Source organism: Streptomyces jeddahensis (assembly GCF_001642995.1).
Lineage (GTDB): Bacteria > Actinomycetota > Actinomycetes > Streptomycetales > Streptomycetaceae > Streptomyces > Streptomyces jeddahensis.
The window spans coordinates 1-12,148 of the sequence record NZ_LOHS01000040.1 but is presented as its reverse complement, the minus strand read 5'-3'; the positions used below and the strand labels follow the sequence as shown (position 1 = coordinate 12,148).

The window sequence follows — 12,148 nt, the reverse complement described above, 5'->3', positions numbered from 1 at the left end:
CCCCGCCCGGCGAACTCGGCACGGTCTACATGACGATGTCCACCGGCGGCTTCAGTTAGTGCATCGGCGACTTCTTCACCGTCGGCGATCTCGGCTACAGATCGACATGATCATCTCGGGTGGCGTCAACATCTACCCGGCCGAGATCGAGTCCGCCAACGACGTACGGCCTGGCGCCAGACCGAGGACGTACATCCCGGCGCGGCCCCGACCCAGCCACCGGCAGGTGGCGCACCAGCCGACCACCGGCCCGCAGACGCCATCCCACCGGAGGTATCGCGCGGCGCGGAGCGGATCGCGCGGGCCGTCAGGCCAGGAAGTCCTGCCCGATCCGCTCCGCCACGTTCTCCAGGATCGGCCCCGCCTCCGCGATGCAGCGGGAGACGTCCGGTTCGACGTCCGTCAGCGCGTACGCCCGGCGGATCCCCGCCCTCCCCAGTGCCTCCGGCCGGAGCGCGAGGCGGCCGCAGACCGCCACGACCTCCTTGCCCGCCGCCCGGGCCGCAGCCGCGACCCCCGCAGGGGCCTTGCCGTGCAGGGTCTGCTCGTCCAGCGACCCTTCCCCCGTGATCACGAGGGACGACCGCTCCAGCGCGGGAGCGAAGCCCAGCACGTCGAGCATGATCTCGATGCCGGGCCGGAAACTCGCGCCCAGCCCGACGAGAGCGCCGTATCCGATGCCCCCCGCGGCCCCCGCACCCGGCGACTGCGCGTACTCCGCGGCCCGCGGCCCGATCGCCTTCTCCAGGACCTCGGCATAGTGGCCGAGCGCGGCGTCCAGCGCCGCGACGTCCTCCGGGCCGGCCCCCTTCTGCGGCCCGTACACGGCGGCCGCCCCCGTGGGCCCGGTCAGCGGGTTGTCGACGTCGCTGGCGAGCACCACGTCGACATCGGCGAGACGCGGATCGAGGCCCGACAGATCCGCGGTGGCAAGCCCCCGCAGGGCCCCGCCGCCCGGCGCGACGGGCTCCCCCTCGGCGTCCAGGAACCGCACCCCGAGCGCGGCCAGCATCCCGGCGCCGCCGTCGGTGGTGGCGCTGCCGCCGACGCCGAACACGATGGTGCGGGCGCCCGCGTCGAGCGCGGCGCGGATCAGCTCACCGGAGCCGTACGTCGTCGCGGTCAGCGGCGCGAAGACGCCGTCGGGCAGCCGCTGGAGCCCGCTGGCCTCGGCCATCTCGACCACGGCGGTGCCGTCGCGCAGCGCGTACGCCGCCGTGACCTCGTCGCCGAGCGGCCCGGTCACCCGTACCTCGCGGCGCTCGAAACCGGCCGCGACGGCGGCCGCGACCGTGCCGTCGCCGCCGTCGGCCACCGGCAGCGCCTCGACCTCCACGTGTGGAGCGACGCGTCGCAGCCCGGCCGCGACACGCTCGGCGACCTCGACGGCCGTGAGTGATCCCTTGAACTTGTCCGCGGCTATCAGCACGCGTCCGACCCGGCCGGACCTCCCCGACGGCCCTGACGGCCCCGTCGGCTGTGCCTTGCCCGCTGCCGTCCATGCAGCGTCCGCCACCGTTGCATCCCCTTGCTTCCGGGCCTTGCTGCTCATCACGGCAGTAAGGCAGTCGCGCCGCTGCGACCTTAACCGGAGGCGGGGCCCGCTGCCCATGGGCCGTCTCACCTGGTGATGCGGCCAGATCGGCGATGCGCGAGCGGATGCCCGAGCGAAAGCGCCCGGGAATGGGTAAACCGGAAACATGACCACTGTGGACACGCATGTGGGCACGGATGTGGGCACTCGGCTCGACGACCGGATCCTCGGCGGCTGGCTCGGCCGGATCGCGGGCAACATGCTCGGCAAGCCGGTGGAGCAGGGCGACCACTGGACACGCGAGCGCATCGACGGCTATCTCAGGCGGGCGGCCGCTCTGCCGCTCGACGACTACCTTCCCGGACCGGTCTCCGAGTCCGACGCGTTCGCGCTGCGGCCCGAGTGGCGCTCGTGCGTGCGGGGCCGTATCCACGGCAGCTGCCGGGACGACGACGTGGACTACGCGATCCTCGGCCTGCACCTCCTGGAGACCCACGGCTTCGGCTTCACTACCGAGCAGGTGGGGGAACTGTGGCTGCTGAGGCTGCCGTATCTGCAGACGTTCACCGCGGAGCGCGCCGCGTACCGGAATCTCGCGAACGGTCTCAAGCCGCCGCTGACCGCGACGTACGACAATCCCTACCAGGAGTGGATCGGCGCGCTCATCCGCGCCGACATCTTCGGCTGGGTCTGCCCGGGCGCCCCGCGCCGTGCGGCGTCGCTCGCCCGTCGCGACGCGGTGCTGTCGCACACCGGCAACGGCGTGTACGGCGCGATGTGGGCGGCGGCACTGGTGTCCGCGGCCTTCACGGCGCCGGGCGTCCGGGCCGCCGTGGACACCGCGCTCACCGTGATCCCGGCGAGCAGCCGTCTCGCCCGGACGGTGCGCCGCGTCCTCTCGCTGTACGACTCCCGCCTCGGCTGGGAGGACACACTCGACGCGGTCCACGAGGAGACGGCGGGCCTCCACTGGATCCACACGATCCCGAACGCCGCCGTCATCACCGCCGGACTCCTCTACGGCGGCGGTGACTTCACCCGCACCATCACGCTGACGGTGCGCGGCGGCCTCGACACGGACTCCAACGGCGCGACCGCCGGCTCCGTGGCGGGCGTCCTGTGCGGCGCCGCCGCGATCCCGCCCCAGTGGAAGGACCCGCTGGAGAACACCGTACGCAGCGCCGTGTTCGGCTTCGACGGGGCACGCATCAGTGAACTGGCGGCTCGGACACGTGCGTTGGCGGAGCACATCGCCTGAAGCGCGCCGTCCGACACCGAGGCGGGACGCGCGCGCTGGTTACCCTTCCTCGGGTGACCAGTCCTGACTACGCCGCCTACATCGCCGGCCTCCCCCGCGTTCTCGCCGGTGCAGCCGCCCTCTTCCGTGACGCCGAGGGTCGCGTACTCGTCGTCGAGCCCAACTACCGGGACGGCTGGGCGCTGCCCGGCGGGACCATCGAATCGGACACCGGTGAGAGCCCTCGCCAGGGCGCCAGGCGCGAGACGCTGGAGGAGATCGGCCTGGACGTCGAGCTGGGGCGGCTCCTCGCGGTGGACTGGGTGCTGGGCACGGGGCGCCCGCCGCTCGTGGCCTATGTGTACGACGGCGGGGTGCTCACCGAGGAACAGCTCAAGTCGATCCGCCTGCAGGAGGAGGAACTGCTGTCGTGGCGGCTGGTACCGCGCGCCGAGATCCAGCAGTACCTGCACGGCACCCTCGGCCTCCGCGTCCTCGCCGCCCTCGACGTGCTGGCGGAGGGGACGGGCACGGCCGAGCTGGAGAACGGCCGGCCGGCGGTGTGACGACGGCCGTACCAGACGACCGGCGATATCGGTTCGCCGCCGAAGGCCCCGCGGCCTAGGCTCGGCCGCATGGGCAAGCCTCTCGTCGCCATCCTGAGTGGGGCAGGTATCTCCACGGAGCAGAGCATTGGCGGAAGTAACCTCACGCCATGACAGATGACCTGGTACAGCGAGCGCACTGGGGTGACCTCACGGGGCAGAGCTGGGCGGGGCTGGTGCGGCTCTCCCTCGAACCGGACGACGACGAGTTATCCGCCTCGGCTCCGGGCAAGGAGCAGGATCAACCCATCGCCAGTGGCAAGAAGTGGCGCCCGGCCACAGGCCGCGACATCGCCGGGACGAGCAGGAGAAGGACGCTCGTCGGTTCGTCGAGAGTCGCGGGGGCCGGTATGTCTACACATACGAGGAACCCGACACGTCAGCATGGAAGCGCAAGCGGGTGTGCCAGCCGGACGGGACCGTCGCCTATCGCGTGATCCGCCCCGCGTTCGAAGGGGCGATGGAAGATCTCAAGCGCGGGACTGTGCCGGACGGCAGCGGCTGGATGGACTGATCGTTTACGACATCGACCGCCTGACGCGCGACAACCGACACCTTGAAGACGCCATCGAGGTGGTGGAGAACTTCCGCCGTCCGATCATCGACATCACGGGCACGCTTGATCTTCTTACCGACAACGGCCGGACGGTTGCACGCCTGTTGGCCACCGTGGCGAACAAGTCGAGCGCCGACACGGCACGCCGGGTCCGCCGCAAGCACCACGCGTCGCAGCAGGCGGGAATCCCGACAGGCAGCACGCGCCCCTTCGGCTACAAGGATGACAAGCGAACCCTTGACCGCAAGGAAGCCACTGCGATCCGTAACGCCGTTGAGCGCATTCTCACGGGAGCCTCTCACCGGGCGATTGCAGCCGAGTGGAACAAGCAGGGCATCACCACGACACGCCGCAACAGGTGGAGCAAGGAGACCGTGAAACAGGTACTCCGGAACCCCCGTATCTGCGGTTACCGGTCCAGGAAGGTACGGGAGTTCAACCCGGAGACCGGGAGCGAGAGTGTCAGGGTTGAGCCCGTCATCGATGATGCCGGCGAACCGGTCAGGGGCCAGTGGGACACAATCATCTCGGTGACCGACTGGGAAGTTGTCACTGCCGCCATCGGAAGCAACCCCGAGCCCGGCGATGCGTACAACGCTCGGAAGTACCTGGGGACGGGGACTCTCCGGTGCGACAAGGATGGGTGCGGGAGCCGCTTGCGCGCGCAGAAGGCTCCGGCGAGCAGGAACAAGCCGGAGGGGTTCTTCTACTACACGTGCCCTGACAAGCGGAGCGGGTACGGATGCGGCGGCGTCCGCATATCCGGTCCCGATACCGACGAGGCGATCAAGATGCTCGTGATTGCCAAGTACGAGCAGGAGGCCGAGGAGCGGGAAGCCATGGCCGTTCCCGAAAAGTGGGACGGCGAGGAGGAGCTAGCCCGCATCAGGGAAGACATCGCCGACTGGACCGAGCAGCGAGAACAGCGCCTGGTCAGCAAGGAACGGTTCTTCGCGTTCCTCGCGAAGGCGGAAGCGACGGAACGACGACTGGTGAAGGAGCGAAACGACTGGCGCCGTCGCGCACTGCTCGCGCAGGGGACGCCGGTCGACTTGCGGCAGGAGTGGGACAAGCTCGATTTCGTGGAGCGGCGCGCGTACGTAGAGAAGACGCTGTTGACCGTTCTCGTCAGCCCTGCAGCCAGGCCCGGCGGCCCGGCCTGGAAGCGACTCACCCCCATTTACCGGGACGAGGAATGATCCGCCCAGACAGTGTCCGGCGAGTCACGGGTATCAGCACCCGCTCCTTCGGCTCAGTCGCGACTGTCAGAGGTGCGCAGTACGGTCCCGCCATGGCAACCAGAATCAGTCTGACCCTCGACTGCAAGGACGCGAAGCTCCTCGGCGAGTTCTGGAAGACCGCGCTTGGCTATGTAGACGAGCCGCCGCCTGCTCCCTTCAGAACCCGCGAGGAGTGGCACGCGAGTTTCAACCCGCCGGAGGACGACTCGGTGGACGACGGGGCGTGGCTGTGCGATCCCGACGGCGTTGGGCCCCGGCTTTCCATCCTCAAGGTCCCCGAGCCGAAGACGGCGAAGAACCGACTGCACATCGACGTCCGGGTGCCGGGATACGGCAGCTCCGACCAGCGGTGGGCGCGGATCAGGGCCGAGTCCGAGCGGCTGGTGAAGGCGGGCGGGATCCTCCTGGAAGAGTTCGACGGGCACCACATTGTGATGGCCGACCCGGAGGGCAATGAGTTCTGCGTCGCCGCGGCCTCGGCGTGAGGCCGACAGGGTGCGAAGCTGCTCCCCGCGGAGTTCCGCGTTCACCGCAAACCGTCCGTCGGCCCCCAGTGAGCTCCCTCAAGCAGCCTATGGGCGGAGCCATAGTCGGATCGGTCGTTTGATTCAGGTCTCGGTATCCAGTACGCGGGCAGCTGCATTGGGTCACGAGATGCGCCAGCGCAGGTAGCAGTGCAGTTCACAGGTCCGGGCCCGTCACGGAGCACGCTTGCCGGAACGGGCCCCGCTCGTGGTCACCTGTAGTCCGAGAATCGCGTTCACTTGGCGCCAACGGGCATCCGACCACTTCGGGGCTTTGCGCGCGTGCTCTCGAGCCCACGCCCACCCCCCGGCAGCCTCCGTGCATGCAGGTTTCGCCGTCAGCGGTCAGCCTCCCATAGTGACGCCGATCGCTCTTCTCGGACGACTTCCTGCAACAGAGCGAGGTCTTCGGCGACGCCAGCAGCCAGGAGTGCGGCGCCGGCGCTGTGCCCGGAACCGACATAGCGCCAGTACGCATCCGTAACCGTGCCGGGGATGTCGGCATGGCCTACGTGATGGGCACGCTCCGCACGCAGCGCCGCATACGTCGTCGAGTAGGCGCGGGACTTGGTCAGGATGTGGCCCCGTAGCCGAGCGGGTGAGCCCAGTTACGCAGGTGCAGAGACTCGTACTCGGGGAGACCGCCGAGGCTCCAGGAGGTACGCATGAGGGTGCGGACATGCTCGCTCACGGGTGCCGCATCAATGTCCTCCCAGGAGGTGACCTTGTGGTCGATGCCGGCGCCTGTCTCGCTCGCTCCCTTGGTGACGTACTTGGCCACGTATGCGGCCACGGCGTCATCGTCGGGGCCGTCGCCGTCGGCGCGCAGCGGTCGAGCGTCGACCTGGACGCCCCAGCGCAGTGCCAGCTCACCCACGGCCGGGCTGTAGGGCGTGCGGACCAAGACACGCCGGGCGGAGGCGCGCACGGCTTCGGTGAGCCGGTCCGCAGTGCCCCAAGCCGGGGGTTCGTCGTCTGGTCCGGCCGGGCCATCGAGGCGGACCACGGCGTGAACATGGACGGCCGCACGGCTCTGGTACTCGGCGACGCGGGCGAATGACAGGCACGCATGGTCGCGGAAACGGGACTGTGCCAGGCCGACCGCCGTTGCGAGCTGTCGCCGGACTCCAATGACGAAGCGGTCCCACAACTTGCCCGCATACGCGTGCCAGAGCACGTGAGCCGCGAAGTCATAGCAGTCGACGCACAGCGGTTGGCCGACGTCTGGGGCGTTCGTGGCATGGACGGCGCCGCAGCCGAGGGGACGGCCATGCTCACAGGTGCCGCCGTCGCGGCGGGGACGGCACAACTCCCCGGCGCGGTGGACCGGGCCGAAGGACGGAGCGGTCAGGGTGACGAAGAGCCGGGGCCGGTTGCGTACCGCGGCGGGGATGTTCTTGCCGCCGACGAGGCCGGCGCGGACGAGGTGGAAGGTATCGCCCGCGTGGAGGCGGGAGCAGGGGGCGCAGACGGTCGCGCGCCTGTTGCGGCAGCGGACAGGGAGCCGTTCGCCGGGTTCGGTTCGGGTGTCGTAGTGGTGCAGAATCTCGCCCGTGGCCGCGTCCCATGTTGTGATCGAGCCGGACAGGTGGACGGGGTGGGAGCAGCCGCCTGTGGCGGTGATCTGTTCCAGCCAGCGAGGGAACTTCGGGTCTTGGGCGATGCGGATCGCGTCGCGGTCTGCTTCGGAGAGCTGACGCAGGCGCGCCGCGGGGTCGAGTGCGGCGCGCCTGTCAGCCGGGGTGAACTCGGGTGCGTGCACCGGACACGACTCTGACCGTACCCATACGCAGCGCAAGGCCCTCCGGCACCGTCAAGGAGTGCAGCTCCCGAAGGACATCCCCCAACATCGACAAGAGGCGGGTGCGCCCGCAGTGTCGGCCGCACCGGCTTCCTACTCGATCAGCTGATGGGCATCCAGACCCTCATGGCGGCAGCGCCTCTCGTGTCCCTCGACCGGAACGGCACCAGCGATATCTCGACGGGTTCGCCCTCGGGTCGGGGCGCGGCCGTCCCGTACGGCCACTCGGCGGCGCGGTCGTTGATGCGGCCGCGGACTTTGACGCGTCCGTCGCGCACTGTCAGCGGCGCAGTGGTGTCGACGGCAAGGTCCGCGAAGTCGGCTCCTTCGGGGAGGTCGACGCTCTCGACGCACCACACCTCGGGCCCGCGTTCGACTGCGGCACAGCCGCGCAAACCGTCGATGCGCGGGTCCGGATAGGTCCAGCGCGGCGCGAGCGGCAGGTCGAGGCGGATCTCGTCGCCGTGAGCGAATGCGGCGGTGACGTCGGCGAGCTCGCCGGCAGCCGCGGGGCGGGCCGTGCCGTCTGGGCTGGTTACCGTGGCGCCTTCGGCCCAGTGCGGCACTCGGAACGACACGGTGCGCTCGCCGCCGTCGTTGGCCTCCACTCGGACGATGACCGTCCCGTCGTCCGGGTAGGCGGTCGTCATGGTGAGCGCGAAGCGCGAGCCGGCCACGACCGTGTCGATCGCGGCAGGGGCGTACTGGTGGAGTTGGACGCCGCGGTCGTCGGCGGTGGCGATGTAGGCGGCGAACTGGGCGAAGGTGCGAGCGAGGTTGGTCGGGCAGCAGGAGACTTCGAACCAGTGTCCGCGGCGGCCGCCCGCGCTGAGGTGCGGGAGGGCGCCGTCGCGCGGCGGTTCGGGGTCGGCGGTGACCTGGTGGAGCGGGTTGGCGTAGAAGAACGACTTCCCGTCGGGGTCGACCGCGCCGGAGAGGACGTTCCAGGCGATCCGCTCGATCATGTCGCCGTGGCGGGTGTCGCCGGTGGCGAGGAGCAGGCGCCATGCGGTCATGACCGCGGCGACGCCGGCGCACGACTCGGAGTAGGCCTCGGCGGGGTTGAGCGCGAAGTCTCGGCCAAATGCCTCGTCCGCGTACTGGGAACCCATGCCGCCGGTGAGGTGCGTTCGGCGGGCGACGGCGCGGTCCCATTGGCCCCGCACGGCATCGAGGAGGTCGGCGTCGCCAGCCTCGATGGCTACGTCGATCGCGCCCGAGGCGAGGTAGAGGGCCCGCACGGCGTGGCCGCGCAGCACTTCGGCCTCGCGCACCGGCACGTCGTCCTGGTAGAAAACGCCCTTCTCCGGGAGAGTCTTCCGGCCGTGGCGCTCGATGAAGAGCCGGGCCTGCTCGAGGTAGCGGGCTTCGCCGGTGGCGCGCCCGAATTCGGCCAGGGCCACTTCGATTTCGGCGTGGCCGCAGATGCGTTCGTCGCCGCCGGGCCCGAACACATTGCACACGTGGTCGGCGGCGCGGCGGGCAATCGCCGTGAACGCGTCTTCACCGTGGTTGCGCAGCCGTGCGACGGCGGCCTGGAGAAGGTGGCCGAAGCAGTACAGCTCGTGGCCCCATTCGAGGTCCGAGTAGCGGGGCGGTTGGCCGGGGTTGCCGTAGGCGGTGTTGAGGTAGCCGTCCTCGTGCTGCGCAGCGCTGATGCGTGCTGTCAGCTTGACGAACCGCGCTTCGAGGCCCGCGTCTCCGGTGCGCCCGATCTCCCAGGCCATGGCCTCGGCGAGCTTATAGACCTCGGAGTCGGAGAATTGGGGGCCGGTCCGCTCGAACTCCTTCCCTTCGGCGGCGCGGTCGAAGTTGGCGGTCCAGCCGAGCGCCTCGAGCCAGTGCAGGCAGTGCTGAATGGTTCCTTCGGCGTTGACCGTCTGCCGCTTGCTCCAATGGCCGCCGTTTATTCGGACTTCGTCCATTCCCAACGGCTGCAGGGTACCGGTCGAGGGCATGACGGGTGTTCTCACTGCTTGTGCCTCACCAGGGGAGTGTGTTGATCAGGGGTTCGATGCCGCGTGTGGTGGCGCCTTCAGGAGTCCACTGGCGCAGCAGCCGGGCGTCGTGGGCCGGGTCGCACAGGCTGACTGCGACGTCTTCGGCGGGCACGTCGGTGCCCGCCACAGTCGCGGGGGCTGGTGCGGCCCGCAGCGACCGGCCGAGTGGACGGAAGTCCGCGGGCTCGGCGTCGGCCCTGTCTGGCCGGAGCCGATCCTGTGGATAGGAGGTGCACCGATTTTCTTTGATGAGGTGGAAAAACTAAAACGAAGCGTTACGCGTGTTGATCGGCAAAGTTTCCGATCGAGGCGCCCGCCGTCCAGTTCTTCGGTCGCACCCTTGTCGTCGTCGACGACCAGGACCTTCACGCCGTTCCCGGTCGAGAGCCCCTCCCAGACCGCAGAGCGCACCTCGGCGCGCACCGCAGCGTCATCCCACCTCGCGCGGGAGAGCAGGTGCTGGAACCGGTACGGATTCGGCTCCCCCGCTGCCTCGGCCAGCGTCCAGCAGTTCCGGCGCGTCACGTGCGCCATCATCGCCTCCACCAACGATTTCGCCCGCAGACGGGACTCGATCCTGCGGAATTGCGGTGCGCACCGCCCCAGCAGCGCATCCAGCCCTGCGCGCCACCGTTCGACCGATACCATGGCCTCGACGGCCGCCGTGTTCTCTTGTTGCGTCACAACAACAATGATCAACGGCGGCCGTCGCTCGTCCCGACCCGGTATCATCGCAGCTCACGAAGCGAACTCCAACTGGAGTCTTAGGGCACTTTGTATCCGGCGGCACGGAACAGTTCATACCATTCGGATCGGGTGAGCGGGATGTCGGAACCGAGCGCGGCGGCCGTGACACGTTCTGGCGTGGTCGTGCCGAGCACGACCTGCATCTGCGCGGGATGGCGCGTGATCCAGGCGACCGCGATCGCCTCGGCCGGCACGCCGTATTTGTCGCTCAGCCGGTCGATTACGGCGTTCAACTCGGGGAAGCGTTCGGAACCGAGGAACGGGCCGTTGAAGAATCCGGCCTGGAAAGGCGACCACGCCTGAATGGTGATGTCGTGCAGGCGGCAGTAGTCGACGATTCCGTCATCACGTACGACCGACTGATCGAGGTCCTGCATATTCGCGGCGACGCCCTGCGCGATCATCGGGGCGTGAGTGATCGACAGCTGCAGCTGGTTCGCCACGATTGGTTGCGTCACGTGTTTGCGCAGCAGGTCGAGTTGTCGGGCTGTCTGGTTGGAGACGCCGAAGGCACGGACTTTGCCTGCCGCCGACAGCTCGTCGAAGGCACGGGCCACCTCCTCCGGCTCGACGAGAGCGTCGGAACGGTGCAGCAGCAGGATGTCGAGATAGTCCGTGCCCAGTGCCCGGAGTGAACCGTTCACGGACTCGATGATGTGGTGATGAGAGAGGTCGTAGTATGCCGCGTCCTTGACGATTCCGGCCTTCGACTGAATGACGAACTGCTCACGCTCCGACGGGCTGAGTTTCATGGCTTCAGCGAACCGACGCTCGCAACCGTGGTAGTCCGAGCCGTATACGTCGGCGTGATCGAGGAACGTGATGCCGGTGTCGCGTGCAGTGTTCACGAGCCTGCGCACCGCCTCGTCGGTCATGTTCTGGATGCGCATCAGTCCAAGGACGACGTTGGGGACCACCATGTCGGTGCCGGGCAGGATGAAGGTCTTCATGTGACTCTTTCGCTGTGACTTGAACGTTTCAGACCGAAGGAAGTGCGAACTGGTCGGCTATGAGCTCGAGATCGGCCGCGGCTGCGAAGTCGCGGATGCTTGCGGAGCGCGAGGCCCTGGGGATCGGGATGACGGCGGGCGCGAGCGCGAGTTCCCAGGTGTGCGTGATTCGGTGGACGTTGGTGCCTGTCTCGTTGGCGGCCTGGTGGATCGCGCTGTGGCGTTCTGCGTGACCCTTCGCGTTCGCGATACCGCCGAGCGGGCGCCAGGGCAGGAAGGCGAGGCCGAGCTTGGTGCAGTGCTCGAGTTCTTCCCGGCTGGAGCGGAAGCGGGCGAGAACTGGTCCTGAACCGACACGAGCCCCACGGCCTGGGGAAAGACGGTCGCCACCCCCAGCCAGGCCACTCCGTGCAGCGCTGCTGTTCCGGTGCGGAACGAGGCGATGCCCAGGCGTGGGACGGCCGGGACGTACTGGTGGAGCATGGCGAGCCGCTCGTCCAGGGCGAGCCGGTCCAGCAGGTCGTCGACGCGCTTGCTCATCGGGAGCGCGGGGTCGCGGAAGGGCGGCGGGGCGGCGGATGGGGACGGAGAAGCCACGAAACGGATCCCTCGGCAAGCGGGTGCGGATGTCGGGTTAAGAGCGATTGTCGAAGCGCATCGACGCTGTCATTGCCGCTCACAGCTGTCAATAGACCAGGGTAGAGAAACTTTCCTCGCATCTTGCCCCTTGTTTCGCATGAAAGATGTCCGTTAACTTCCCATCGCGGTGAAGCGCTTCGACACTCAGGGGGAAGGGCCGCCACGATGACGCACGGGTTGAACCGCCAAAGCTTCGTAGGCGCACAGCGGTCGACCACATGATCGGCCGACTGACCGCCGCGCGCGGTGAGCGGCCGACGGACGAACAGGCCCTGTTCACACATTTACTGACGATACGTCAGAGCACGGGACGA

At 68.8% G+C, this 12,148-nt stretch carries 8 protein-coding genes and 5 pseudogenes; 5 read left to right on the top strand and 8 right to left on the bottom strand.

The genetic code is table 11. The features are described 5' to 3' along the window. Positions 1-157, top strand: a pseudogene (locus STSP_RS39970) (acyl-CoA synthetase); the annotation flags it as partial. Positions 158-307: 150 nt separating this feature from the next. Here the strand turns inward: STSP_RS39970 and STSP_RS05270 are convergent. Then, the gene (locus tag STSP_RS05270; protein ID WP_067272708.1) at positions 308-1,429 is read right to left on the bottom strand and encodes a glycerate kinase; all 1,122 of its coding nucleotides are present in this window, start codon (positions 1,427-1,429) and stop codon (positions 308-310) included. 271 nt (positions 1,430-1,700) lie between these two features. On the opposite strand from STSP_RS05270, the gene STSP_RS05265 reads away from it, so the two are divergent. The 4 genes from STSP_RS05265 to STSP_RS05250 all read left to right on the top strand — a co-directional run bounded on the left by STSP_RS05265 (position 1,701) and on the right by STSP_RS05250 (position 5,658). Continuing rightward, positions 1,701-2,792: an ADP-ribosylglycohydrolase family protein gene (locus STSP_RS05265; RefSeq protein ID WP_067272705.1), complete on the top strand. Its 1,092-nt coding sequence runs from the start codon at positions 1,701-1,703 to the stop codon at positions 2,790-2,792. Between the two features lie 53 nt (positions 2,793-2,845). Then, on the top strand, positions 2,846-3,337 hold the full coding sequence (locus tag STSP_RS05260) for an NUDIX domain-containing protein (protein WP_067272702.1): 492 nt from the start codon (positions 2,846-2,848) through the stop codon (positions 3,335-3,337). A gap of 156 nt (positions 3,338-3,493) precedes the next feature. After that, on the top strand, positions 3,494-5,131 hold the full coding sequence (locus tag STSP_RS05255; protein WP_332835347.1) for a recombinase family protein: 1,638 nt from the start codon (positions 3,494-3,496) through the stop codon (positions 5,129-5,131). A 92-nt stretch (positions 5,132-5,223) separates the two neighbouring features. Continuing rightward, positions 5,224-5,658 carry a VOC family protein gene (locus tag STSP_RS05250; RefSeq protein ID WP_067272699.1) on the top strand — a complete coding sequence of 145 codons (435 nt, stop codon included), beginning with the start codon at positions 5,224-5,226 and terminating at the stop codon, positions 5,656-5,658. A gap of 377 nt (positions 5,659-6,035) precedes the next feature. On the opposite strand, the pseudogene STSP_RS05245 reads toward STSP_RS05250, so the two are convergent. From STSP_RS05245 to STSP_RS39965, 7 genes and pseudogenes are all read right to left on the bottom strand, one after another. Then, a pseudogene (locus STSP_RS05245) lies at positions 6,036-7,399 on the bottom strand (replication initiator). Between the two features lie 200 nt (positions 7,400-7,599). Further along, positions 7,600-9,423, bottom strand: coding sequence for a glycoside hydrolase family 127 protein (locus STSP_RS05240; protein WP_232789525.1), 1,824 nt, complete (start codon positions 9,421-9,423; stop codon positions 7,600-7,602). Positions 9,424-9,481: 58 nt separating this feature from the next. After that, positions 9,482-9,610, bottom strand: coding sequence for a hypothetical protein (locus STSP_RS40710; protein WP_269801026.1), 129 nt, complete (start codon positions 9,608-9,610; stop codon positions 9,482-9,484). Positions 9,611-9,855: 245 nt separating this feature from the next. Continuing rightward, a pseudogene (locus STSP_RS41120) lies at positions 9,856-10,146 on the bottom strand (IS701 family transposase); the annotation flags it as partial. A gap of 116 nt (positions 10,147-10,262) precedes the next feature. Beyond that, positions 10,263-11,195, bottom strand: coding sequence for an aldo/keto reductase (locus tag STSP_RS05235; protein WP_067272694.1), 933 nt, complete (start codon positions 11,193-11,195; stop codon positions 10,263-10,265). A gap of 28 nt (positions 11,196-11,223) precedes the next feature. Next, positions 11,224-11,555: pseudogene (locus tag STSP_RS41115) on the bottom strand (aldo/keto reductase); the annotation flags it as partial. Beyond that, positions 11,547-11,792, bottom strand: a pseudogene (locus STSP_RS39965) (hypothetical protein); the annotation flags it as partial. The pseudogenes STSP_RS39965 and STSP_RS41115, both read right to left, overlap by 9 nt. Positions 11,793-12,148: the final 356 nt, after the last annotated feature.